24 protein-coding genes are annotated in these 24,496 nt (G+C 34.3%); 16 read left to right on the top strand and 8 right to left on the bottom strand.

Features of this window, described 5'->3' with window-relative positions; genetic code table 11:
- Window positions 1-51: 51 nt before the first annotated feature.
- Complete coding sequence (gene yoaA / locus AC5LXI_RS11230; RefSeq protein WP_493442407.1) at window positions 52-1,980, top strand: DNA repair helicase YoaA; 1,929 nt, start codon at window positions 52-54, stop codon at window positions 1,978-1,980.
- The gene (gene tsaB, locus AC5LXI_RS11225) at window positions 1,977-2,657 is read left to right on the top strand and encodes a tRNA (adenosine(37)-N6)-threonylcarbamoyltransferase complex dimerization subunit type 1 TsaB (protein WP_493442406.1); all 681 of its coding nucleotides are present in this window, start codon (window positions 1,977-1,979) and stop codon (window positions 2,655-2,657) included. The genes yoaA and tsaB overlap by 4 nt, the downstream gene beginning before the upstream one ends.
- A gap of 50 nt (window positions 2,658-2,707) precedes the next feature.
- Here tsaB and AC5LXI_RS11220 read toward each other — a convergent pair whose 3' ends face one another.
- Window positions 2,708-2,974 carry a GrxA family glutaredoxin gene (locus tag AC5LXI_RS11220; protein WP_493442405.1) on the bottom strand — a complete coding sequence of 89 codons (267 nt, stop codon included), beginning with the start codon at window positions 2,972-2,974 and terminating at the stop codon, window positions 2,708-2,710.
- A gap of 284 nt (window positions 2,975-3,258) precedes the next feature.
- Here AC5LXI_RS11220 and AC5LXI_RS11215 point away from each other — a divergent pair, with 284 nt between their 5' ends.
- From AC5LXI_RS11215 to AC5LXI_RS11200, 4 genes are all read left to right on the top strand, one after another.
- Window positions 3,259-3,951, top strand: coding sequence for a DUF2884 family protein (locus tag AC5LXI_RS11215; protein WP_493442404.1), 693 nt, complete (start codon window positions 3,259-3,261; stop codon window positions 3,949-3,951).
- A 69-nt stretch (window positions 3,952-4,020) separates the two neighbouring features.
- Window positions 4,021-4,872 (top strand): bifunctional methylenetetrahydrofolate dehydrogenase/methenyltetrahydrofolate cyclohydrolase FolD, encoded by an 852-nt coding sequence (folD, locus tag AC5LXI_RS11210; protein ID WP_493442403.1) that lies wholly within the window; start codon window positions 4,021-4,023, stop codon window positions 4,870-4,872.
- Window positions 4,873-4,942: 70 nt separating this feature from the next.
- Window positions 4,943-5,434 carry a peptidylprolyl isomerase B gene (ppiB, locus tag AC5LXI_RS11205; protein ID WP_493442402.1) on the top strand — a complete coding sequence of 164 codons (492 nt, stop codon included), beginning with the start codon at window positions 4,943-4,945 and terminating at the stop codon, window positions 5,432-5,434.
- Window positions 5,427-6,179 carry a UDP-2,3-diacylglucosamine diphosphatase gene (locus AC5LXI_RS11200; RefSeq protein ID WP_493442401.1) on the top strand — a complete coding sequence of 251 codons (753 nt, stop codon included), beginning with the start codon at window positions 5,427-5,429 and terminating at the stop codon, window positions 6,177-6,179. The genes ppiB and AC5LXI_RS11200 overlap by 8 nt, the downstream gene beginning before the upstream one ends.
- Here AC5LXI_RS11200 and modC read toward each other — a convergent pair.
- The 3 genes from modC to modA are packed head-to-tail and all read right to left on the bottom strand — an operon-like array spanning window position 6,158 to window position 8,298.
- The gene (gene modC, locus AC5LXI_RS11195) at window positions 6,158-6,838 is read right to left on the bottom strand and encodes a molybdenum ABC transporter ATP-binding protein (protein ID WP_493442400.1); all 681 of its coding nucleotides are present in this window, start codon (window positions 6,836-6,838) and stop codon (window positions 6,158-6,160) included. The two genes, AC5LXI_RS11200 and modC, sit on opposite strands and share 22 nt — an antisense overlap.
- Window positions 6,838-7,533, bottom strand: coding sequence for a molybdate ABC transporter permease subunit (modB, locus tag AC5LXI_RS11190; protein WP_493442399.1), 696 nt, complete (start codon window positions 7,531-7,533; stop codon window positions 6,838-6,840). Before modB ends, modC begins: the two co-directional genes overlap by 1 nt.
- Window positions 7,534-7,545: 12 nt before the next feature.
- A complete protein-coding gene (gene modA, locus AC5LXI_RS11185) occupies window positions 7,546-8,298 on the bottom strand; it encodes a molybdate ABC transporter substrate-binding protein (protein WP_493442398.1) in 753 nt (250 codons plus the stop codon).
- A 201-nt stretch (window positions 8,299-8,499) separates the two neighbouring features.
- Between modA and AC5LXI_RS11180 the strand changes: the two genes are divergently transcribed.
- The 9 genes from AC5LXI_RS11180 (at window position 8,500) to amtB (ending at window position 18,622) form a co-directional block, all read left to right on the top strand.
- Window positions 8,500-9,276 (top strand): TOBE domain-containing protein, encoded by a 777-nt coding sequence (locus AC5LXI_RS11180; RefSeq protein WP_493442397.1) that lies wholly within the window; start codon window positions 8,500-8,502, stop codon window positions 9,274-9,276.
- 18 nt (window positions 9,277-9,294) lie between these two features.
- A complete protein-coding gene (gene modF / locus AC5LXI_RS11175; RefSeq protein ID WP_493442396.1) occupies window positions 9,295-10,755 on the top strand; it encodes a molybdate ABC transporter ATP-binding protein ModF in 1,461 nt (486 codons plus the stop codon).
- A gap of 396 nt (window positions 10,756-11,151) precedes the next feature.
- Complete coding sequence (gene uvrB, locus AC5LXI_RS11170) at window positions 11,152-13,155, top strand: excinuclease ABC subunit UvrB (protein WP_493442395.1); 2,004 nt, start codon at window positions 11,152-11,154, stop codon at window positions 13,153-13,155.
- A 24-nt stretch (window positions 13,156-13,179) separates the two neighbouring features.
- Complete coding sequence (locus AC5LXI_RS11165) at window positions 13,180-13,530, top strand: RidA family protein (RefSeq protein WP_493442394.1); 351 nt, start codon at window positions 13,180-13,182, stop codon at window positions 13,528-13,530.
- Window positions 13,531-13,686: 156 nt separating this feature from the next.
- Window positions 13,687-14,187: a 5-(carboxyamino)imidazole ribonucleotide mutase gene (purE, locus tag AC5LXI_RS11160; RefSeq protein WP_493442393.1), complete on the top strand. Its 501-nt coding sequence runs from the start codon at window positions 13,687-13,689 to the stop codon at window positions 14,185-14,187.
- Between the two features lie 7 nt (window positions 14,188-14,194).
- Complete coding sequence (gene purK / locus AC5LXI_RS11155) at window positions 14,195-15,253, top strand: 5-(carboxyamino)imidazole ribonucleotide synthase (RefSeq protein ID WP_493444297.1); 1,059 nt, start codon at window positions 14,195-14,197, stop codon at window positions 15,251-15,253.
- Between the two features lie 24 nt (window positions 15,254-15,277).
- Entirely contained in the window at window positions 15,278-16,756 is a 1,479-nt protein-coding gene (dgt, locus tag AC5LXI_RS11150) for a dGTPase (RefSeq protein WP_493442392.1), read from the top strand.
- 226 nt (window positions 16,757-16,982) lie between these two features.
- A complete protein-coding gene (gene glnK, locus AC5LXI_RS11145) occupies window positions 16,983-17,321 on the top strand; it encodes a P-II family nitrogen regulator (protein WP_493442391.1) in 339 nt (112 codons plus the stop codon).
- 20 nt (window positions 17,322-17,341) lie between these two features.
- The gene (gene amtB / locus AC5LXI_RS11140; RefSeq protein WP_493442390.1) at window positions 17,342-18,622 is read left to right on the top strand and encodes an ammonium transporter AmtB; all 1,281 of its coding nucleotides are present in this window, start codon (window positions 17,342-17,344) and stop codon (window positions 18,620-18,622) included.
- A 107-nt stretch (window positions 18,623-18,729) separates the two neighbouring features.
- Here amtB and AC5LXI_RS11135 read toward each other — a convergent pair whose 3' ends face one another.
- A complete protein-coding gene (locus tag AC5LXI_RS11135; protein ID WP_493442389.1) occupies window positions 18,730-19,200 on the bottom strand; it encodes a hypothetical protein in 471 nt (156 codons plus the stop codon).
- Window positions 19,201-20,208: 1,008 nt separating this feature from the next.
- Here AC5LXI_RS11135 and dsdC point away from each other — a divergent pair.
- Complete coding sequence (gene dsdC / locus AC5LXI_RS11130; RefSeq protein WP_493442388.1) at window positions 20,209-21,153, top strand: DNA-binding transcriptional regulator DsdC; 945 nt, start codon at window positions 20,209-20,211, stop codon at window positions 21,151-21,153.
- A gap of 53 nt (window positions 21,154-21,206) precedes the next feature.
- Here dsdC and AC5LXI_RS11125 read toward each other — a convergent pair whose 3' ends face one another.
- From AC5LXI_RS11125 to AC5LXI_RS11115, 3 genes are all read right to left on the bottom strand, one after another.
- Window positions 21,207-22,106 (bottom strand): EamA family transporter, encoded by a 900-nt coding sequence (locus tag AC5LXI_RS11125; RefSeq protein WP_493442387.1) that lies wholly within the window; start codon window positions 22,104-22,106, stop codon window positions 21,207-21,209.
- A 168-nt stretch (window positions 22,107-22,274) separates the two neighbouring features.
- Window positions 22,275-23,501, bottom strand: a complete 1,227-nt coding sequence (locus tag AC5LXI_RS11120) for a nucleoside permease (RefSeq protein ID WP_493442386.1) — start codon at window positions 23,499-23,501, stop codon at window positions 22,275-22,277.
- Window positions 23,502-23,555: 54 nt separating this feature from the next.
- Window positions 23,556-24,374: a purine-nucleoside phosphorylase gene (locus AC5LXI_RS11115; protein ID WP_493442385.1), complete on the bottom strand. Its 819-nt coding sequence runs from the start codon at window positions 24,372-24,374 to the stop codon at window positions 23,556-23,558.
- Window positions 24,375-24,496 lie beyond the last annotated feature (122 nt).

Below are 24,496 nucleotides of genomic sequence, written 5' to 3'. Positions count from 1 at the left end.
TTCCGAGTGGATTGACAAATTAGGCTTATCTTTTAATTAGGTGCATTTTAAGTGATTGATGATTTTGCAGAAAATGGTTTGCTTGCGACGGCTATAGATGGTTTTGTTGCAAGAGAACCACAAAGGCGTATGGCAAATAAAGTCACTCAAGCAATCAACGCACAACATTCGCTGGTAGTGGAAGCAGGAACGGGAACAGGTAAAACCTTTGCATATTTGGTTCCTGCATTACGTAGTGATAAAAAAGTAATTATCTCGACAGGATCGAAAAATTTACAAGAACAGTTATATAGTAAAGACTTGCCCATTATCAAAAAAGCATTGGACTATACGGGTAAAATTTCACTTCTTAAAGGACGAGCCAATTATCTTTGTTTAGAGCGTATGTATCATCAATATGCGGCAGCAGGCGATTTAGATAAGAGTTTACGCACAGATTTAGTTAGGGTAAAAAACTGGTCAATCAAAACCAAAGATGGTGATATCAGTAAATGTACTACGGTGACTGAAGATAATCCAATTTGGCCAATCTTAACCAGTACTAACGATAATTGTTTAGGCAGTGATTGTGAGCATTATAATGACTGTTATGTGGTTAAAGCCCGTAAACGCGCGTTAAATGCCGATATTGTCGTGGTTAATCATCATCTATTTCTGGCTGATGTAGTGGTTAAAGATACCGGATTTGGCGAGCTAATTCCTAAAGCTAATGTAATGATATTTGATGAAGCTCATCAACTTCCCGATCTTGCTTGTCGCTATTTTGGCGAGCAGTTAACGAGTCGACAACTATTTGACTTAGCTAAAGAGATAAATTTGGCTTATCGAACCGAAGTTAAAGATATGTCTCAGTTACAGCAGTGCGCTGATAAACTGCAAAAATGTACTCAAGATTTGCGAATATTAATCAGTCAGCAGAATAACAAAGGTAATCTTCGTTATCTATTTAATCAATCCAGTATCAAACAAGAATTATCTTATCTGTTTGATGCTCTTGATTTTTGTAAAGAAGTTCTATTGTTAGCCATAGGTCGATCTACCACATTAGATAATTGTTATGACCGGGTTAATCAGTACCAGCAATTGTTAAAAAAGTTGACAGAAACTCATGTACCTGGTTATAGCTATTGGTATGAAAGCACCTATAGTTCTTTTCTCTTTGCATTAACACCATTATCTGTAACGGAAAAATTTGAAGAATTGTTAACCCAGCGAGAAGGTAGCTGGATATTTACCTCAGCAACATTATCAGTCGATAATCAATTAGATTATTTTACTAAACGTTTGGGGCTAACCAACGCTGAATCTTTAATTTTAGAAAGCCCATTTGACTATATCAATCAGACGATTTTGTGTGTCCCGCGTTATTTACCATCACCAAATGAACGAGGCAATGCTGAAAAACTTGTAGATATTTTATTACCGGTTATTGAGGCTAATAATGGTCGTTGTTTTTTTCTTTGTACATCTTATGCAATGATGAATGCGTTAGCTGAAAAATTTCGTTTGCTTACCAAATTACCGGTATTGGTTCAAGGTGAAACTAGCAAAACAAAACTTCTTGAACAATTTATTGAAAGCGGAAATGCACTATTAATCGCTACCAGTAGTTTTTGGGAAGGGATTGATGTTAGGGGCGATACTTTATCTTGTGTTATTATAGATAAGTTACCTTTTACCTCACCGGATGATCCTTTAATGAAAGCACGTATGGAGGATTGCCAAATGCAAGGTGGTGATGCCTTTAATGAAGTGCAATTACCTGAAGCTGTTATTACCCTAAAACAGGGGGTGGGGCGATTGATCCGTCATCATAATGATCGTGGAGCGATTATAATTTGTGATAATCGATTAGTTATGCGCCCTTATGGCGCAACGTTTATTAATAGTTTACCGCCATCACCAAGAACCCGAGATGTTAACAAGGTAATCGATTTTTTATTATCTAACAATGAACCTGATAATTTGGAAAACAAATGAGTACTATTTTAGCCATTGATACTTCAACAGAAGCTTGTTCCGTAGCACTATTATATCGAAATGAAATCACCCACGATTTCATGATTTCGGTGCGAGATCATACTAAAAAGATCTTACCAATGGTTGATAATATTTTAAATCAATCAGGCTGTACACTTTCACAACTTGATGCTATTGCTTTTGCACAAGGTCCTGGTAGTTTTACTGGCGTGAGAATTGGTATAGGGGTTGCGCAAGGATTAGCATTGGGCATTGATAAACCGATGATAGGTGTGTCCACCTTGATGACTTTGGCGCAAGGTTGTTATCGAACAACCAGAGCAAGTAAAGTTATTCCGGCGATAGATGCTAGAATGAGTGAGGTCTATTTGGGGCAATATCAATATCAAAATCAGGAGTGGCAAGCAATTATTGCAGAATGCGTTATCAAACCTGAAGATGTGAAATCAAAAATTCAGCATATTGATAGTAACTATTATTTGGCTGGCACCGGTTGGCAAACTTATCCTGATATGTTAACAGAGATTAAGCAAAGTGAAGTATGGTTACCAGAAGCACAAGATTTAGTCGTTATCGCCCATCAGAAATGGTTGAAAAATGACGTTGTTAAAGTTGAAGATGTTGAGCCAACTTATTTACGTAATGAAGTGACTTGGCAAAAATTACCGGGTCGTTAAGATCAGATAAACCACCGAGGTGGTTTATCTGTATTTATTATGCAGAATATTTATCCTTGAAATAATCCCAAATTAGTTTTGGCATAGGCTTCAAAGTCAGTGCAACCACCAATTGGTTTTTCATCGATAAAAATTTGTGGTACGGTTTCTACCGGTTTGCCGACACTTTTTGAAAGATCTTCTTTAGTAATACCTTCAGCATTGATATCAACATAACGATAAGAAAAATCATCGCGTTCTTGAGATAACTTTTCAGCAAGCTCTTTAGCTCGCACACAGTATGGACATCCTTGACGTCCGAAAATTACAGCATACATATTTCACCTCGAATAAGTTAAATTTGCTTGATGGATTTACTATACTTCAGTTTCAAATAAAAAAAAGTAGTTAAACTTAGTTAATATAATAGATTATATCTATTGATCCTCCACTTGCATAGTGAGTTAGGTATGGGTTTTAATCATTTGGATAATTAATCGAATATTTTATCTATTTTTATCCAGAAAAAAGTTGAGGAACGGGGTTTTTTAACTTTTAAATTTAATGCTAATTTGATATTACTCGCTATAATTTTAATTTCAACCATTAAATGGATGTCAGCATGCTAAAAAAAATACTATTTCTTTTTTCATTAACATTATCAATAACGGCGTTTGCCGCTAAAAAAGAGTGCCCAGTCAAACCAAGTTACGATATTGTGATAAATAAAAACAACATCCATATCGTTAATCAATCAAATGATTTATCTATCATGAGTGATGGGCAAGTGGTATTAAATGCAAAAACAGTATCAGTGAATAAGTCGTTACGTAAAAAAATTAATGAATTTCAAAAAAGTCTACGTTTACAATTACCACAGTTAGAACAACAATCATTAAATTTATTGTTGGAGGTAAAAATTGCTTTTGACCAAGCAATAACCAGAAAATTGAGTGATGATCGTGAACTACATAGTGAATTAAATAAACTTTATAAACGATTAGTTAAATTATTGCATCGTTCAATTATTACTGAAAATGATACAACAACGTTTTACTATCAAAACTTTAATAAAATAAAAAAAGATGGGCAAGATATTGGGGAACGTATTTTTTATAACGTAGTCGGAGGGAGTATTGTAGAATTTAACTTTTTTAAAAATTTAGGTACTATCAAAGATATTTCAAAAAATGAATGGAAAACTCAAAAACCAAAACTTAAGGCATTCGACGCCCATATCTGTTCGGTAATTACTGATGTAGATCAACAATATCAACAGATTTTAACAGAACTTCACCAATCAACCGACAAGTAAATAGACAACAATAAAAACTTTTGCGAGAATACCTCATTCACAATGAATAGGTAAAAGAAGTAATCACTTATGACTGCAAAAATAATTGATGGTAAAGCGTTAGCACAACAAATACGTAACGAAATTGCCAAAAAGGTAGCATCACGTACTGAACAAGGTTTATCAGTACCGGGATTAGCTGTTATACAAGTCGGCTCTGATCCGGCTTCTAAAATTTATGTTAAAAATAAGCAGAAAGCTTGTGATGATGTTGGATTTGCTTCTTTTGCTTATGATTATCCTTCCTCAACTACAGAGGCACTATTAGCGTTAATTGATGAATTGAATCAACGTGCTGATGTGCATGGTATCTTAGTTCAGCTTCCCCTACCGGATAATATTGCTAAGACAAAAGTGCTAGAACGTATCGATCCGCGTAAAGATGTTGATGGCTTTCATCCTTATAACATTGGTCATTTATTACAACGCGATCCAATTTTACGCCCATGTACACCCTATGGTGTGGTTAAAATGTTAGAGTCAACTGGTATTAATTTATCCGGCTTGAATGCCACTGTTGTTGGTGCATCGAGTATTGTTGGTCGACCAATGGCGTTAGAATTACTGCTATTAGGCTGTACCACAACAATTACTCATAGCCGAACCGTTGATCTAGAAAAACATGTTCGTAATGCTGATATTGTAGTTGCCGGTGTTGGTATTCCTAATTACGTTAAAGGGGAATGGATAAAACCGGGTGCTATCGTGATTGATGTTGGTATTAACCGTTTACCTGATGGCAAACTCGTAGGTGATGTTGAATTCGACGTTGCTAGCCAACATGCCGGCTGGATCACACCTGTTCCCGGTGGTGTAGGCCCAATGACAGTTGCAATGTTAATGAGCAATACATTAGAAGCATGCGAGAGATTTAGTGAGTAAGCCATTATTAAAAAAGGCTTATTTATCTTGAAGTTTTATGTATTAATAAAATGATTATAAGGAAAATTATATGATTATATTTCATACTTCTTTAGGTGATATTAAGATTAATACTTTTGATGACAAAGCTCCAGAAACAGTCAAAAACTTTATTGAATATTGCCAAGAAGGTTTTTATGACAATACCATTTTTCACCGAGTGATAGACAATTTTATGATCCAAGGTGGTGGATTTGAGCCGGGCATGAAGCAGAAAAAAACTAAAGCTCCAATTAAAAATGAGGCTGCTAATGGTTTAAAAAATAGTCGCGGTACTTTAGCTATGGCGCGTACAACCGATCCACATTCTGCGACTGCTCAATTCTTTATCAATGTTGTTGATAATGATTGTTTAAATTATCGTTCTTCTGATATCAATGGCTTTGGTTACTGTGTTTTTGCTGAAGTGGTAGACGGGATGGATGTGGTTGATAAGATTAAAGCGGTCAAAACTAGTTGTAGCGGAATACATTCTTATGTACCAGTCGAAGATATCATTGTTAAGAGTGTGACGGTTGAATAATCCTGTTCGCTTTTTTATCGCCGATATTCATCTCGGTGAAAATGAGCCTGCTGCGCATCATTTTGATATTACAGCAGGCTTTTTGTCTTTCCTTAAACAACTACCTAATCAATGTGAACTCTATATTCTAGGCGATTTGTTTGATTATTGGGTTGGGGATGATGTTCATTCAACACTACACAATCAAATTTCAGACGCTTTAAATGCCTTATCCTCAAGGCAAATTAAAAAGTTTTTTGTCCACGGTAATCGTGATTTTCTGATTGGCAAGCAGTACGCTAAGCGGTGTGATATGACGCTATTAAGAGATATTAATTGTTTAGCAAATCAGAATAAAAACATTGTTTTTTTACATGGTGATCTGCTTTGTATTGATGATCTTCAATATCAGAAATTTCGAAAAACTATGCATAAAAAGTGGTTACAAAAGTTATTTTTATTAATGCCACTGTTTATTCGCTTAAAAATCGCTAGCAAATTACGAAAAGAAAGTAATCAGCATAATCAAATAAAATCTGAAACTATCATGGATGTAAATCAACAAGCGGTGGTTGATATGATGATTGAGTATAATGCCAATGTTATGGTTCATGGGCATACCCATAAACCGGCTACCCATCATCTTATCATTAATGGTGAATCAGTAACCAGATTGGTACTTGGTGCTTGGCATGATGGTGTTAGTTATATAAAACAAGAAGCGAATAGTACTCTATTAAAGCTCTATAACCACTCTTTTAAATAATTACTTTGTAATATTTGTTCGGTTGAGCCATAGTCGATTAATTTTCCCTGCTCCAATATGGCTACATGCTGTGCGATACGTTTTACCTCATTAATATTATGAGTGACATAGATAATAGGTATATTCAAATCACTGACAAGTTTATCAATATAGCTTAACAACTCCTTTTTACGAGGCATATCTAAAGCTGATAAAGGTTCATCCATCAGTAATAATTGGGGATTAGTTAATAAAGCTCGACCAATGGCAACACGCTGTTTTTCGCCACCTGAGAGCATCGCTGGATAACGATCAAGGAGAGAGCCGATATTAAGCACAGTTACAATCTCATCAAATCTTTCAGAATTTAGCGATTTTGCTCCATAGGTTAAGTTTTTAATCACTCTATAATGTGGGAAGAGGAGCGCATCTTGAAAAACGGTACCAATTTGTCTTTTTTCTGGTGCGATATAAACATGTTTTTCGGTATTTACTAACGTTTCTTGATTTAGATTGATATAACCAATATCAGGTTTAATCAAACCATTAATAAGATTAATGAGTGTTGATTTTCCTGAACCAGAAACCCCAAGGATAGCCGTTACACCTTGGCAATTAATTTCATGCTTAAATTCAAAAACAAATGAGGCGAGTTCTTTGCTTACATTAATATTCAACATTATTTCGATCCTGTTAATTTCTTTTTATGCCAGCGATTTAACATTTCCGAAAGGAACAAGGCGACTAACGATAAAATAATGGAAACAATACAAAGCCGTAATGCCGCTGACTCACCGTTTGGGATCTGTAATAGGGTATACATCGCTAATGGTAGGGTACGTGTTTCACCTTGAATATTTGATACAAAGGTAATTGTAGCGCCAAATTCACCTAAGCAACGAGCAAAGCCGAGTACGATTCCCATTAAAATACCCGGAAAAGCTAACGGTAAAGTGATTGTCATAAAGACCCGAAATGGCTTAGCACCAAGGGTTCGAGCTACGTTTTCTAGCCGGCAATCAATGGACTCAATTGCTAATCGGATCGATCGCACCATAAGGGGAAAGGCAACCACCGCAGAAGCTAACGCGGCACCTTGCCAATTGAAGCTAAAACTTAAATGAAAGCACTTATCTAACCATTCACCAATAAAACTATGGCGTCCCATGGTTAAAAGTAATAGATAACCTAAAACCACAGGAGGGAGTACTAAAGGAAGATGAACAATACTATCAAAGAGTGATTTGCCAATAAATTGGCATCTTGCTAAAATCCAAGCGGTCAAAATTCCTATTGGAAGACTGAAGATAATTGCTGCGCTGGCTATTTTTAAGCTTAGCAGCAATGTTTGCCATTCAAACGCAGTTAATATCATCTTATTTAAATACTAGTTGGTTATAAATCCATATTTTTGAAAAATAGCTTTGGCTTTTTCTGAATTTAAATATTGGTAAAATTCTGTTGCAGCAGCTTTGAGTAATGTAATTGGATATTCAATAGATTTAAATGTATCAGCTGGAAAGCTACCAATAATTTTCACTTTATCACTTACTTTCGCATCAGTGCTGTAAACAATACCTAAGGCTGCTTCATTGCGTTCAACTAACATTAATGCATCACGAACATTGCTTGCTGGTGCCATTTGTGGTAATAATTTATCAAATACCCCTAAATTGGTTAAAGACTCTTTAGCATAGAGACCAGCTGGAACATGATCAGGGTTACCAACCGCTAATCTTTCTCCTTTAGATAAAATGGCTTGCCAATTGGTATTGGCATTGATTTCCACGTTTTCTAATTTAGATTGTTTAGGGGCAATTAATACCAAACCGTTTTTTAACAAATTTTGTTTATCCGTTGCGACTTTGTGTTCAATAAGGTAATCCATCCACTTTTGATCCGCTGACATAAAAATATCAGCAGGCGCACCTTGTTCAATCTGTTTGGCTAATACAGAAGATGAAGCAAATGAGAAAACAATTTCACTGTCTTGATGTTCTGTTTGGTAGGAAGTTGCAATCTCTTGCATTGCATTAGTCAGTGATGCGGCTGCAAATACTGTGATTTTTTGACTAGCAAATGTTGATAAACTAACAAATAAAGTGGTTAAAGATAATAATACTCCAATGATTTTTTTCATTTTACTCCTCAGAATCGTTATGTAATTTAATATATAGCGATGCTATCAAAATTTATTTATAAAGTACAATTAAACTTTGCGGATTCCATTACTTTTAATCAATTTAGCTAAGTACATTTTTTGAAGGAAATGAAAAAAGCGTCTACAATAGAATGACTTTTCTGCTAAGAGTGACTTTTTAATTAACTAAGGCATAACGTAATGCTGTCACCTGACATATTATTAACTTTAAACATCAATCAGCAATTATTTACTGATCCAAGACGAATTGACTTATTAAAAGCAATAGAGCAGAGTGGTTCACTTAGTCAAGCGGCAAAGCAAATAGGGATTAGTTATAAAACAGCTTGGGATGCGATAAATGAAATCAACCAGTTAGCACCTAAACCTTTTTTAATTACCGCAACCGGTGGTAAAAATGGCGGCGGTACCAAACTCAGTGCTTATGCGGTAAGATTCATTCAGCTTTATGACCTATTAACCCAATTACAATATAAAGCCTTTAATATTCTAAATGATGACAATATACCGCTTAATGATATTTTAAAAATAACCGCTAAATTATCCTTACAAACTAGTGCGCGTAATCAAATCTATGGCAATGTCTCAAGCATTGAAGCAACTCATATTGCTGGTTTGGTTAAAGTAAAATTAAATGACAATCAAACCGAATTAAAAGCGTATATTACGCAACAAAGTATTGAACGTTTAAAACTGAACATTGATAAAACGGTTCTGTTACTAATTAAAGCACCATTAATAGAATTGAATAACTTAAATGAGAATAAGTTGATAGTTAAAGTAGAAAAAATAGTCACTGATGGACAACTATCAGAAATCTCATTTTCATTGCCATCCGGAATAATGCTTTATGCGAGTAAAGCAACTAATGAGGTTAATCAACTAAAATTAATTGAAGGCCAACAAACGACCATATCCATTCATCCCCAGCACATCATAGTTGCGACATTAGTTTAGCTGTTTGAGGTATTATTTATGTTACAAATTAAAAATGCAGTATTTAAAATAAGTGATTTCCGCACATTTACTATCGAATCATTAACCATTAATGATGGTGATATTGTAGCTTTTGTGGGACGAAATGGATCCGGTAAGTCGGTATTAGCTAAAGCATTAGCTGGTAATCAACCGTTATTGTCAGGTGAAGTAACAAATCAATTTAAATCAATAGCGCATATTTCATTTGAACAATTACAAAAAATAATTGACGATGAATGGAAACGTAATAATACCGATATGCTTAGTGACAACGAAGATGATACCGGACTAACGACTGCTGAAATCATCCAAGAAACGCATCAAGACGCAGAACTTTGTAAACACTTAGCGCAGCAATTTGGTATTGAACATCTCTTAAAGCGTCGTTTTAAATATCTCTCTACTGGCGAAACTCGAAAGACATTGGTCTGCCGTACCTTGATGAGTCAACCGGATCTATTAATATTAGATGAACCTTTTGATGGTTTAGATGTGGCATCTCGTGCTAATTTAGCTGAAAAACTAAGCCAATTATCTGCACAAACTATTACGATTATAATGGTATTAAATCGTTTTAATGAAATCCCACCATTTGTAAAAAATATTGGTTTACTGGCTAATTGTCAACTATTGAAATTTGGACCTAAAGACACCATATTAGATGACGTAGCCATCAAGCAACTGGCAAATTTAGAACAATTATCAAACTTTACTTTACCCGAACCGGATGAAACTCCCATTCAACTACCCGATACGTTGGATCGCATTATTTTAAATAATGGTTATGTTCAATATGATGGTAAAGCAATTATTAATGGACTAAATTGGTTAGTAAAAACAAATGAAAATTGGCAGATAGTTGGGCCAAATGGGGCAGGAAAATCGACATTATTGAGTCTAATAACGGGTGATCATCCTCAGGGATATAGTAACGATTTGACACTGTTTGGGCGTAAACGAGGATCTGGTGAAACCATATGGGACATTAAACGCCATATTGGTTACGTCAGTAGTAGTTTTCATCTTGATTATCGAGTTAGCTTGAGTGTAGAAAATGTATTGATATCAGGTTACTTTGATTCAATTGGCGTCTACCGAGCGATTAGTGATAAGCAGTCAAAATTAGTTAAGCAGTGGTTGCAATTGCTAGATTTAACCGATTTAGCCGAAAAACCTTTTCACTCGTTATCGTGGGGGCAACAGCGATTAATACTGATTGCTAGAGCTTTAGTTAAACATCCAACTTTACTTATTTTAGATGAACCGTTACAAGGACTGGATCATATAAACAGAGAATTGGTCAAAAGTTGGATAGATAATTTAATTGATAAAGGTAAAACGCAATTGTTGTTTGTTTCACATCATGCAGAAGATGCGCCAAAATGCATCACTCATCGATTAACATTTGTGCCTAATGAGACTGTTGGCTATCAATACAAAATTGAGAGTATTAACTAAAGGATTAGATAAAAACTATTAAAACATGAATTAAAAATAGAAATAATCAATAAAAAAACTTTTTTAAAGCGGCTATTTTTTAGCTTAAAACTTTAAAAAAGTTTATATTGATTATACTTAGCAAGTTATCCCCGTTGCCTGTGGATAACTCTGTGAATAGTTAATTGAAAAGTGTGCTAACTTCAATGTCTATCAGGATTTTACTTGATTTGGTTACAACTTAATCATGAACATGATTATATATAATTATCAATATGTTACTATAAATCAAGGTTCTGTCTTTAACATATCTTTACATAGTTTTAACTTAACTGAACAAAAAATATAATATTTTTGAAGGTCAAGTGTTTTTGGGGATAATTTTTATTAATAGGTAAAATTTTAGGTTGCGATGTAATGAGAAAATTTAAATTATGTTCTGATTTTAAACCTGCCGGTGATCAACCTGGAGCAATTGATCGTATAAATCAAAATCTTGATGATGGAATTGCACATCAAACATTATTGGGCGTGACAGGTTCGGGTAAAACCTTTACCATGGCTAACGTTATTGCCAAGCACAATCGTCCAACCATTATTTTAGCACCCAATAAAACGTTGGCAGCGCAATTATATGGTGAAATGAAAGCGTTTTTTCCCGACAATGCAGTAGAGTATTTTGTTTCGTATTATGATTATTATCAGCCAGAATCTTATGTACCTTCAACGGATACATTTATAGAGAAAGATGCATCTATTAACGAACATATTGAGCAGATGCGACTATCCGCAACCAAATCGCTATTGGAACGTCGTGATGTTGTTATTGTTGCGTCTGTTTCGGCTATCTACGGATTAGGTGCGCCAGAAACTTACATGTCAATGATACTACATTTAGCAAGAGGGACTATTACTGACCAGCGTGCAATCTTAACGCGTTTAGCCGAATTACAATATACCCGTAATGAGATTGGCTTTAGCCGTGGTACTTTCCGAGTTCGTGGCGATGTTATTGATATTTTTCCTGCTGATTCTGATGAGCATGCTGTGCGTGTCGAGCTTTTTGATGATGAAGTTGAAAGGATTGTTATATTTGATCCATTAACAGGTAATGCGATTAATGAAATGCCACGCATTACGATTTATCCTAAAACTCACTATGTAACACCAAGAAATATTATGGACGATGCGATTGTTGAAATAAAGCAAGAACTCCAAGAACGACAAAGAGTTTTGTTAGACAATAATCGTCTCTTAGAAGAGCAACGATTAACTCAACGTACACTATTTGATATTGAGATGATGAGTGAGCTTGGCTACTGTTCAGGGATTGAAAATTACTCGCGTTATTTAGCTCAACGAAATGCCGGCGATCCACCAGCAACATTATTCGATTATTTACCGGCTGATGGTTTATTGTTTATTGATGAATCTCATGTGGCAATCCCTCAATTGGGGGCAATGTATAATGGCGACAGATCGCGTAAATTAAATCTTGTGGAATATGGTTTTCGATTACCTTCTGCCTTAGATAATCGACCGTTGAAATTCATTGAATTTGAAAATATCATGCCACAAACTATATATGTTTCAGCAACACCTGCTAAATATGAAATTGAAAAATCAGGTGGTGAAATCATCGAACAAGTAGTAAGACCTACAGGATTATTAGATCCAATCATTGAAGTAAGACCAGTTGCTACTCAAGTTGATGATCTCTTGTCTGAAATTAAATTACGCATAAACCAAGACGAACGAATCTTAGTAACAACGTTAACTAAACGGATGGCAGAAAATTTAACTGACTATTTATCTGAACATAATGTCAATGTTAAATATTTGCATTCCGATATCAACACTGTTGAACGAATGGAAATTATTCGTGATCTTCGTTTGGGTAAGATTGATGTATTAGTTGGTATTAACTTACTACGCGAGGGATTAGATATTCCAGAGGTATCATTAGTTGCGATTTTGGATGCTGACCGAGAAGGATTTTTACGTTCCGAAAGTTCATTAATTCAAACCGTAGGGAGAGCCGCTCGAAACGTTAATGGTAAAGCAATATTATATGCTGATAAGATCACGCCAGCTATGCAACTCACAATTGATGAGACAGCAAGGCGTCGTAAAAAACAGGAAGATTTTAACCAAGCCCATGGTATAACCCCAAAATCAGTGCGCAAAGAGATTAAAGATATTTTAGATGCAGGTTTAAGCACTAAAAAAGCCACAGCCAAGATCCAAACGTTTGAGCCTGGTAGTGAATATAATTATGTTTCAATAAAAGAAGTTCAAGCCAGAGTCAAAGAACTTGAAGCTATGATGTATGAAGCTGCTCAAAATCTGGAGTTTGAAAAAGCGGGGGTATTACGTGATGAGATTAAGAAGTTGCGTTCAGATTTTATAAAAGTATCATAATCAAAAGTTATTAAGGAAAATAGAATGACAATAACTCGAATAGATCCAGCAGGAAGGTGGTCAGAAGCGATAATTCATAACAATGTGATTTACTACACTAGCGTACCGACAGATTTGTGCGATGATGCTTATTTACAAACGAAAAGTGCATTAGCTGAAATAGATCAAATCTTGGCGAGAGCAAATAGTGATAAAACTCGCATTTTAGATACAACACTATTTTTAGTAAATAAAAGTGATTTTCCTGCCGTGAACCAAGCGTGGGACGAATGGGTCGCAAAAGGAAAAGCCCCCGTTCGTTGTACCGTTAATGCGGGTTTAATGAAAAAAGAATATTTGATTGAAATAAAGATCATTGCCGCTGTTAATCCATAATATCAACATTATTATCCGCCATATCTTGGCGGATTTAATATGCTATACCTGATAATTTAACTTATTGATAAATAACCTTGATTCTTGCTAGCCCAATCATTTAATTTTAGTGTATACTTTGGTTACTTAATATTTTATCTCTCGCTTAAATTGCCTATGCATACTCAACCTAAAATTGCCATTGTAATGGGATCAAAAAGTGATTGGGCTACCATGCAGCACGCTGCTGATATCTTAGATATCTTAACCATCGCTTATCACGTCGAAATTGTTTCTGCACATCGTACGCCAGACAAATTGTTTGAATTTGCGCAAAATGCCAAATCACGAGGTTATGATGTGATTATCGCTGGAGCAGGTGGCGCAGCGCATTTACCGGGTATGTTAGCGGCGAAAACGCTAGTACCAGTATTGGGCGTACCCGTGCAAAGTGCGGCACTAAGTGGTGTAGATAGTCTTTATTCCATCGTACAAATGCCTAAAGGTATTCCTGTTGGTACCTTAGCTATTGGTAAAGCAGGTGCCGCAAATGCGGCTTTATTAGCTGCCCAAATTTTGGCGTTGCATAATCAAGATATCTATCATCGTTTATCTAATTGGCGATTAAGTCAAACCGATGAAGTTTTAAATAATCCTGATCCGAGAGTCGATATCTAATATGACAATTCAATCAGTTTGTGTTTTAGGAAATGGCCAGTTAGGGCGTATGCTGCGGCAGGCCGGTGAGCCTTTAGGTATTCATGTCTATCCGGTTGGTTTGGATGTTGATCCAGCAACTATCCCTTACCAAAATTCAGTTATCACCGCAGAAATAGAACGTTGGCCACAAACACCTTTCACCCAAATATTAGCCAACCATCTTCATTTTGTTAATCGAGATGTATTTCCGATTATTGCTGATCGTTTAAGCCAAAAACAGCTACTTGATGAACTTAATTTGCCTACGGCTAAATGGTATCCTATTAATGACGAGCATAATTGGCTGAGTTTGTTTGAGAAGTTAGGTGATTTGTTAATCGTTAAACGTCGAACCGGTGGTTATGATGGACGGGGTCAATGGCGCATAGCTGTTGATGATGATATTCCAGATGAGGTTTATCAAAATTCTATTGTTGAACAAGCCATCCCTTTTGAAAAAGAGCTATCACTGGTTGGTGCTAGAAATGCCAAAGGTGAAACAGTCTTTTATCCTTTGACCAATAATTTGCACCAAGATGGCATATTAAAAATAAGTGTTGCCATTCCATGTGAAAATAATAGCTTACAGACAAAGGCTGAGCAGATGCTTTCAAGCATAATGCATAAGCTTAATTATGTAGGCGTCATGGCGATGGAGTGTTTTGTTGTTGGTGATAACTTACTCATTAATGAATTAGCACCAAGAGTACATAATAGTGGGCATTGGACGCAAAATGGTGCCTCTATCAGCCAATTTGAATTGCATTTACGCGCTATCTTAGGTTTGCCGTTACCTAAACCAGATGTCTTTTGTCCAGCAGTAATGATAAATTTAATTGGCACAGATTATAATCTCAATTGGCTATCAGTTAATTTAGCCCATCTACACTGGTATGAAAAAGATGTTAGAGTTGGGCGTAAAGTTGGTCATATCAACTTAACTCATCAACATCGACCAGAATTGATTGAAGCATTAGGTCAATTATCTGCTTTGTTACCGACTGAATATAGTCAACCAATAACGTGGGCAATGCAGAAGTTATAGCTGATTAAATCAAGAGATTGCGATATGATCGATTTTAGTAAAAAAATTAATTATCAGCGCTACGCGAGTAAACAACGTGAAGCATTTGATGAATATTCTATTTTACGTTTTTTTGAAAGTGATCGTGGTCGTATTTTAAATTCTGCAGCCATTAGGCGTCTACAACAAAAAACACAAGTATTTCCTTTAGAGCGTAATTCCGTCGTTCGAACCCGACTTACTCACTCGATGGAAGTACAACAAGTTGGTCGCTATATTGTAAAAGAGATTGTCAATCGACTAAATAAATCAGGAAAATTAAATGCATTTGGCTTGGAAAATTCAGTCATGTCAATTGAAAGCCTAGTCGAAATGGCTTGCTTAATGCATGATATTGGTAATCCACCATTTGGCCATTTTGGTGAATCGGCAATCAATCATTGGTTTAGCCAGCGTTTAGGTATTGATACTATATCAATCTACCCAGTACTTAATATTAATGATTTTGATGATGACTCAACTAAATCATTAAAATTAAAAATTCGCCAAGATCTGGCTAATTTTGAAGGTAATGCACAAGCGATTCGATTAGTGCATACTATCTTACGGCTTAATTTAACCTACTCGCAGATTGCATCGATTTTTAAATATTCTAAACCAGCTTATTGGTCGGATGATATACCAGAAGAATTTAATTATTTAATGAAAAAACCTGGATATTATCTATCAGAGGAATCTTTCGTTAAAACAATGTCGGAGCAACTAGATATTCAACCTTTCCATCGTTATCCATTAACTTATATTATGGAAGCAGCGGATGATATTTCTTACTGTATTGCCGATCTTGAAGATGCAATTGAAAAGAAAATTTTAACGGTACAACAGCTTTATCATTATCTAAAAGAAGCATGGGGACCAGTTAAAAAAGGTGATCTATTTGATGAAGTTGTAAATCGACCTTATGATAATTTGAAAAAAAATGAATTTGAAGCAATAGGCATCGACCAGTTCTTTATGTATTTGCGTGTAAATACTATAAGTCATCTAGTCCCTCATGCTGCAGAGCGCTTTATTGAAAATATCGAAGCAATTTATCATGGTTCCTTTAATCACGCGCTACTTGAAGATCATGATGCAGAATATAAATTACTTAACATCTTCAAAACAGTAGGATTTGAGCATATTTTTAACCATGAAACTGTTGAAAATGTAGAACTTCAAGGTTATCGAATTATTACTGGATTATTGGATATTTATAGCCCACTTCTAAATATGGCTACTGACGACTTCATAGAATTAGTTAAAAACGGTAATCACAAAAAATATCCTATCGAAACGCGGCTATACCATAAATTATCCGCAAAACATTGCGTGGCTTATCAACAAGCACTGGCTCAGTTAGATAATCAACAATTTAATTGTTGGGAATTTTATTATCGTTGCCGATTAATTCAAGATTACATTAGTGGCATGACAGATCACTTTGCTTATGATGAATATCGCAAATTAATGGTAACGTTCTGATTTTGTTTATTTCAAACAGCACCAAAAATAAGCATGAGCACCATAATGGTGCGATAATACGATTATTTTTTACTTCAAAAACCCCGTTCCTCAACTTTTTTCTAAAAAGTAATAATCAATAATTCTCAAAAATTTAAAGTGTTTCAATATTACTTAACCAAGTATTAATTCTTGGCACGCGCTTTGCATTATCTTTAATAAGATTAATAGTTATGAGGAGTAATGGATGAAATTTGTCACTGTAATTATCAAACCTTTTAAACTAGAAGAGGTTAGAGAATCACTGTCTAATATAGGTGTTACAGGTTTAACTGTTACTGAGGTTAAAGGTTTTGGTCGTCAAAAAGGTCACGCCGAACTGTATCGAGGAGCAGAATACAATGTTAATTTTCTACCAAAAGTTAAAATCGAATTAGCAATCAGTGATGAATTGCTTGATGAAGTTATTAGTACCATTACTAAAGCCGCTTATACTGGAAAAATAGGCGATGGCAAAATATTTGTTACCTCTTTAGAACATGTTGTTCGAATTCGTACCGGCGAGACTGATGAGTCAGCACTATAACTATCAATAAGGATATCATTATGTTGAAAAAAATTATTCTCTCTTTAGGATTGGTTCTAACCTGCCCGGTATTTGCCGAAGAAGTGGCAATTGCTGATAAAGCTGATAACGGTTTTATGATGATTTGTACTGCATTAGTACTATTTATGTCTGTGCCGGGTATCGCATTTTTTTATGGTGGTTTATTAAGATCTAAAAATGTACTTTCTATGTTATCACAAGTATTAGTTACTTTTTCATTAATAGCCGTATTATGGATTGTTTATGGTTATTCATTAGCATTTGGTGAGGGTAACTGGTTTTTTGGTAATTTTGACCAATTTTTGTTAGTTAATGTCAGAATTACGGATATTTCAGGTTCAATTTATGAAATGATTTGGATTGCTTTTCAAGGTTCCTTTGCATGTATTACCTGTTGTTTAATTTTGGGTGCATTTGCTGAAAGAATTCGCTTTTCAGCTGTTTTAATCTTTATGGTGTTATGGTTTACATTCTCCTATATTCCGATGGCACATATGGTGTGGGGTGGCGGTATCCTTGGCGATGAAGGCGCATTGGATTTTGCTGGTGGTACTGTTGTGCATATTAACGCAGCAGTTGCAGGTCTATTAGGTGCTTACTTGCTTAAAAGCCGTATTGGTTATAACCGTGAGCCTTTAAAGCCTTTCAACTTGCCTTATGTCTATTTAGGTGCTGCAATTCTATATATTGGTTGGTTTGGATTTAATGCTGGATCGTCAACACACGCTGACGAAATCGCTGGCCTGGCATTCATTAATACGGTTGCTGCGACAGCTGCGGCAGTACTTGCTTGGACTATGGCTGAATGGATACTACGTGGCAAACCATCTTGTTTAGGTGCAGCATCGGGTGTGATTGCCGGATTAGTTGGGATAACTCCTGCAGCTGGCTTTGTTGGTGTTGGTGGTGCAATGTTGATTGGTCTTGCTTGTGGTTTTGCAGGTGTATGGGGCGTATCTTCTTTAAAAAGGATTTTAAAAGTCGATGATACTTGTGACGTGTTTGGCGTTCATGGAGTCTGTGGTATTGTCGGCTGTATATTAACGGGTGTATTTACTTCAAAATCACTAGGTGGTGTTGGTTATACAGAAGGTATAACTATGATGAGTCAAGTTGGAATACAATTAATGAGTGTTATTACTTGTGTTATTTGGACTTCTATTATTGCCTTTATTGCTTATAAAATAGCAGATCTTATTGTTGGTTTACGCGTTTGTGAAGAATATGAACGTGAAGGTCTGGATATCAACAGTCACGGTGAAAGCGCATTCAATAGTTAATTAAAAAAATAATAGGTTAGAAATAAAATTAGTAAGAATGTTAAATAAAAAATCTACAGTATATTAATACTGTAGATTTTGGCTTATTAATTATTGTTAAGTTTTTTCTAGTCATCCCAAAGCATAATTGCATTATCTTCGGTCAAGACTAAAGGTGGAGCAAACAGGTATTCTTTGAATTTAGTTGGTAACAATTGAACATTGTTCAAATTAAGTTGTACTTCTGGATAGAACTTGGCAAATTCCTTTAAACGATCATTAAGTAATCCCATTACTTTATTTGATTCTTTGGCAATTAACATTTCCTCTTTTAACATGCCAATCTGTTTTTTATGATGTTCTGACTCAAAAATTTCAGGAAAAATAAATGAAAAACCGGATTTATTGTTGGTATCATTATGATGTTCCCTATATTCAGAATGGTGAAGTTTTAATTCCTTAATACGTAACCCAATAATTTCATCGATATGATCAGTATAGTCATTTAACGTTGAATCTAAATAAGCTAAGGTTTTGTGTTCAGGAATAGCGTCATTACAGTGTACTAAGGTAAATAATGGCTTTTTATATGTCTTCATTCTGTAACTTCCTTTTAATTCAGGGTAAAAATAGAACAATAAATTGACAATAAACACTATTGCCAAGGTATACCTGTATAACTTCATGTTTATAAATAAAAATCAATAAAGATTTTTTTATATACTACTATTTACAATTGACTATTAATGTTTAGAAAAAAACATATTGTTATAATTAGAATAATACTAAAAAGCTAATTAATAACTCATTTTAAACCGAATATTTTTTAAGTGCCTCCTTTAATATTTTTTAAATAATGGTTATAAAAAATTGGAAATATTATTATTACCAAACTGTGTTGGTATAAAATTTAATTGGCTTAATAATCTACCTTTTTTGTCTACATAAAGATAAATCATACTTTATTTTAAACAAGCATTTATTACTCATTATTAAACCTCTCATCTTGGTAAAATATTCATCTTGAGATACTTCAATCATTGATTCTTATAAGACCATCTGAAAAATATCGAATCTTCTTGAAAAGATGAGTAATAATGAGAATAACTTCACTTTTAATTGTCATAGTGGACTTAAACTGTTTTGTTAGTGTTATTATAATATTATTTAAAACTAATCAACTTTCAATGAAGCAAATTTACCTATTCTAAACACTATAAGACAGCATACATTATATTGGGACAATCAATAAGATATCAATACCAACAGATAATTTTACTTCTTGTTAATTTCATTAAATAAAATTAACAAGAAGTATTATTCACGGTTGAGAATTTTCTTAAAAACAATATTCTACCATAGTAGAATTTAATAAATTAATTATTATAGCTTTTAAGCCATTAGATACTAGTATTTTTTATTATTTTTGTCTACTATTTGATAAATGATCTATTGTTAACTTTACATGAGCTAAATTGCTCCAAATATGTGATAAAATTCATTTTAGTAAGCAGTTAGAGATATTGATGAATAAGTATTTGTTGGCATGCTGATTAGGAATAGATTATATCCAACCATGTTTTATGATGGTATATAGGAAGTAAAAAATGAATAATGAAGGTATTTTACCAAATAAAAATCGTTTTATAAATCGTTATCAGTTATCAAAATTGCATACATTTGAATCGGTCGCACGTCACTTATCCTTTGCATTAGCTGCTGAAGAACTCTGTATTAGCCCAAGTGCAGTAAGCCATCAAATCAATAAACTTGAAGAAGAGCTTAATTTTAAATTATTTAAGCGATTTCATCGAAGGATTACCTTGACTCATGATGGAAAAAATTTATTCGCAATTGTAAAAAAATCACTTAACATATTAAATCAAGAAATTTTAGAAATTAAAAATAAAGGTGTTACTGGTGCACTAACTATTTATTCTTGTCCATCATTCACTCGAGAGTTTTTAATTCCAAAATTATCACAATTTATTAATTATTATCCTCATATCACTTTAAATATTATTTCTGGTAATAATGATATTGATTTTAGTCAGTATCCAATTGACTTAGCTATCTATTATGATTCGTTACACCATGACGAATTATCGTGCGAACATTTAATTAGTGAAACGATTATCCCTGTTTGTACACCCAATTATGCTCATCAACATAATCTTTATAACAACACAGAAAATTTAAAAAATTGTGTTTTATTGCATTACAATCAAAATAAATTTTTAGATTTTAGTTTTGATGAATGGCAAACTTGGGCTAATCATTTTTCGTTGTCTTTCGATTTCAACAAAATGCAAAATATGCTATTTGATCACTCAGATCATTCTGTTGCCGCTGCAATCAATAGTGCAGGTGTTGCCATAGGTCGTAAACAAATTATTGCTAAATATATAGATTCAGGACAACTTGTTGAACCGTTTTCTGACATGGAAGCGCCATGTGCCAAACGTTATTATATTTGTAAATCACAAGAAAAATATAATCCTAAAATGGATATTTTTATTCAGTGGTTAAAAAGTTATGTGTTGTATGCTTGATGGTAAAATTAATGATAACTAAGTGTGGTTATCCACACTTAATTTATTGATGATTATTTTCTTAAATGTTTAAGATTTGGTAAGGCAATGGCAAACAAAATAATCACTACACCTATCCATTGATTGAAGTAGACCGATTCTTTTAAATAGAAATAAGAACAAGTCACCGCAATTGGTAGTTCACCAGCCGATAAAATTGCACTTAATGAAATACCAATTTTAGGCATACCGACTGAAAATAGAAACGGTGGTAAAACTGTGCCCAGTAAGGCTAGTAAAAATCCTAGTTGATAGATTCTATCGTCAATACTAAGTTCAAAGAAGAACAGTGGTGGAAAAATACAAAAAGTCACAATGCAAGCACCCGTTATCATTAAGGCACTCTTTTCTAATTTTGGTAATTGATTACCAATATTGCTACTGGTGGTAATAAAAAGTGAGTACATTATTGCTGCTAAAAAGCCGAAGAAACAACCTGTTAAATTTAATTTAATAGTCTGATTAAAAATGCCTGCAGCTAAAGAGCTTCCGACAATAATGATAACAACTGTGATTAATTGAATCGGAGTTGGTTTATTTTTAAAAATAACAAAATCAATAATTATACTAATCCATAGATATTGCATTAGCAAAATAATTGCGATTGACGCTGGCACTAACTGCACACATTGATAATAGCAAATGCCGACTAACCCAGGGAATATACCAACTGCACAGACCTTCCATTTTTTAGCTAATGGTGTTTTATTTTGCTTATTTAATTTGCTTTTATTAAACGTCTTTACAATAAGATGAATACCCCATAATATCAACATCCCTAAAAAGCACTGAACGCCGGTGACTTGACCAAGGGTGTAACCAGATTTATAAGCTGTTTTTACAATTGAAGAAAGTACGCCAAAACTACACGCACCTAAAAAAACTAATAAACCACCTAAAAATTTTTCTTTCATACTTAAATCTCATAACGTTTAAAACAATATTTAGTGCCAACTAATGGCGCGTAAAAAATTATAGCCAATATTTTGTGGCTATTGTCACTATTTTTACGGTATGTTAATACTCAAAAAAACAGAGGATAAATAAGGGATCATTTATCCCTTATTTATATTGATAAGTTGTTACTTCGTAGATTGTTTATAATTAAAGGTAAAATAAAAAACAAAACCTAAAACTAATGCGTAAGCCGCAAAAATTAACCATATTGAATGCCAATCTTTTAATCCATCATGGGTATTGATATCGACTACAACACCACTAATAAATGAGCCAATAATTGCACCAATACCGTTAACCATTGTCATAAATAGACCTTGGGCGCTGGCACGGATATTAGAATTCACCTCTTTTTCTATAAAGATAGAACCTGAAATATTAAAAAAGTCAAAAGCACAACCATACACAATCATTGATAACATCAATAATACAAAACCCAATGGTGTTGGATCACCATAGGCAAAAAAGCCGAATCTTAATGTCCATGCCATTAAACTAATCATTATGACTTTTTTTATACCAAATTTATTAAGAAAATATGGGATAGTCAAAATAAAAGCAACTTCTGCCATTTGTGATACTGATAATAATATCGCAGGATGTTGCACAATGATGCTATCTTGAAATTGTGGGATCTGGCCAAAATCTTTCAAAAATGCACCGCCAAAGGTGTTGGTGATTTGTAATATAGCTCCTAATAACATCGAAAAAAGAAAAAATATTGACATTACTGGTTTTTTAAATAATACGAATGCATCTAAACCTAAACGTGAAATCCATGATAGTTGTTGATCTTGGTTTATTTTAATATCAGGTAAGGTAGCACTGTAGATAACCAAAATTACTGATGCACCACAAGCAATATAGAGTTGAGCATTACTTGTATCGAATTTAAGTAAGCTTATAGTCCACATAGCGATAATAAAGCCGATTGTTCCAAAAACACGAATTTTCGGAAAAACGCTGACAGAATCTAAATGACTTTTCTCTAAACAGTGATAGCTTATTGAATTAGATAAGGCAATAGTTGGCATAAATGCCATCGCATTGATAAGCATCAACCAATATAAGTCACTGGGTGTAGTTGCGGATGCTGCAAAAAACAGAGCAATAGCACAAACAGCATGACAAAGCATAAATAAATATTTAGGTGGAATAAATTTATCCGCAATAATACCAATAATAAAAGGCATAATTAATGCCGCAAAGCCTTTCGTACTATAAACCAGCCCGACTTCAGCACCCGAAAAATGCAAGGTATTGATTAAGTAAATACCAAACGTCGTCAGCCAGCTTCCCCAAATGAAATATTGTAAAAGCATCATTACTTGTAATCTATGTTTCATGTTCATTATTTATATCCAAAATAAAGTGAACTACTAAAATAAATTTTAAAAAATTACAAATCAAAAACGCGCAATTGTATTAGTAATCAATTTTAAGAAGGTTGATTTAACACGTTCAGCTGTTTCAATCACTTCTTCATGTCCTAAAGGTTGATCTAAAATTCCACAAGCCATATTAGTTAAACATGAAATCCCGATAGTTTTAATACCAGAATGATGAGCAATAATTGCTTCAGGTACAGTAGACATACCAACTGCATCAGCACCTAAGGTACGGATCATTCTAATTTCTGCTGGGGTTTCATAAGTTGGTCCTGTCCACCATGCATAAACACCTTGTTGTAAAGTGATGTTTAGTTCTTTAGCCACTTCGCTAACAGTTGCTCTTAATTGTTTGTTATATACTTCACTTACATCCAAAAAGCGTACGCCTAGTTCAGGATTATTAGGACCCATTAACGGATTGTTAGCGGTTAAGTTAATGTGATCAGTAATTATCATCAAATCACCTGGTTTAAAGCTCGTGTTGACTGCACCACAGGCATTGGTAATGATAAGTTTTTCAACGCCAAGCATTTTCATTACCCGCACAGGGAAAGTAACTTGATCTAATGAAAATCCTTCATAGTAATGGAAACGGCCTTTCATCGCGAGAACTGTTTTATCACCGGATTGACCAATCACTAATTCATTGGCATGGCCAACTGCAGCGGATTTTGCAAAGTGAGGAATATTGTCATAAGGAATATGAACGGCGTCTTCAAGAGTATCGGCAAAAGAGCCTAAGCCTGATCCAAGTATAATTCCGATTGTTGGTTTTTTATCCGATATTTGTTGAATATAGTTTACTGCTTGTTGAATATCTGCTGTTTGATGCATGACGCTATCCTTTCAAATTGTAGTAAAGCCTTAATTGATAAAGATTAAATTCATAATTTTAGAGAGATCGTATAATATAGAATAAAAACAGAGTCGTTCTTATTTTGGGTGTATATTATGAT

The organism is Gilliamella sp. LMG 34361 (assembly GCF_984569075.1).
This window is presented reverse-complemented; position numbering and strand designations above follow the sequence as displayed.

Excerpts from the sequence above, each read along its gene's own strand:
- tsaB (WP_493442406.1), top strand. The coding sequence starts at position 1,977 with ATGAGTACTATTTTAGCCATTGATACTTCAACAGAAGCTTGTTCCGTA.
- AC5LXI_RS11220 (WP_493442405.1), bottom strand. The coding sequence starts at position 2,974 with ATGTATGCTGTAATTTTCGGACGTCAAGGATGTCCATACTGTGTGCGA.
- AC5LXI_RS11215 (WP_493442404.1), top strand. The coding sequence starts at position 3,259 with ATGCTAAAAAAAATACTATTTCTTTTTTCATTAACATTATCAATAACG.
- folD (WP_493442403.1), top strand. The coding sequence starts at position 4,021 with ATGACTGCAAAAATAATTGATGGTAAAGCGTTAGCACAACAAATACGT.
- ppiB (WP_493442402.1), top strand. The coding sequence starts at position 4,943 with ATGATTATATTTCATACTTCTTTAGGTGATATTAAGATTAATACTTTT.
- modC (WP_493442400.1), bottom strand. The coding sequence starts at position 6,838 with ATGTTGAATATTAATGTAAGCAAAGAACTCGCCTCATTTGTTTTTGAA.
- modB (WP_493442399.1), bottom strand. The coding sequence starts at position 7,533 with ATGATATTAACTGCGTTTGAATGGCAAACATTGCTGCTAAGCTTAAAA.
- modA (WP_493442398.1), bottom strand. The coding sequence starts at position 8,298 with ATGAAAAAAATCATTGGAGTATTATTATCTTTAACCACTTTATTTGTT.
- AC5LXI_RS11180 (WP_493442397.1), top strand. The coding sequence starts at position 8,500 with ATGCTGTCACCTGACATATTATTAACTTTAAACATCAATCAGCAATTA.
- modF (WP_493442396.1), top strand. The coding sequence starts at position 9,295 with ATGTTACAAATTAAAAATGCAGTATTTAAAATAAGTGATTTCCGCACA.
- uvrB (WP_493442395.1), top strand. The coding sequence starts at position 11,152 with ATGAGAAAATTTAAATTATGTTCTGATTTTAAACCTGCCGGTGATCAA.
- AC5LXI_RS11165 (WP_493442394.1), top strand. The coding sequence starts at position 13,180 with ATGACAATAACTCGAATAGATCCAGCAGGAAGGTGGTCAGAAGCGATA.
- purE (WP_493442393.1), top strand. The coding sequence starts at position 13,687 with ATGCATACTCAACCTAAAATTGCCATTGTAATGGGATCAAAAAGTGAT.
- dgt (WP_493442392.1), top strand. The coding sequence starts at position 15,278 with ATGATCGATTTTAGTAAAAAAATTAATTATCAGCGCTACGCGAGTAAA.
- glnK (WP_493442391.1), top strand. The coding sequence starts at position 16,983 with ATGAAATTTGTCACTGTAATTATCAAACCTTTTAAACTAGAAGAGGTT.
- amtB (WP_493442390.1), top strand. The coding sequence starts at position 17,342 with ATGTTGAAAAAAATTATTCTCTCTTTAGGATTGGTTCTAACCTGCCCG.
- AC5LXI_RS11135 (WP_493442389.1), bottom strand. The coding sequence starts at position 19,200 with ATGAAGACATATAAAAAGCCATTATTTACCTTAGTACACTGTAATGAC.
- dsdC (WP_493442388.1), top strand. The coding sequence starts at position 20,209 with ATGAATAATGAAGGTATTTTACCAAATAAAAATCGTTTTATAAATCGT.
- AC5LXI_RS11125 (WP_493442387.1), bottom strand. The coding sequence starts at position 22,106 with ATGAAAGAAAAATTTTTAGGTGGTTTATTAGTTTTTTTAGGTGCGTGT.
- AC5LXI_RS11120 (WP_493442386.1), bottom strand. The coding sequence starts at position 23,501 with ATGAACATGAAACATAGATTACAAGTAATGATGCTTTTACAATATTTC.
- AC5LXI_RS11115 (WP_493442385.1), bottom strand. The coding sequence starts at position 24,374 with ATGCATCAAACAGCAGATATTCAACAAGCAGTAAACTATATTCAACAA.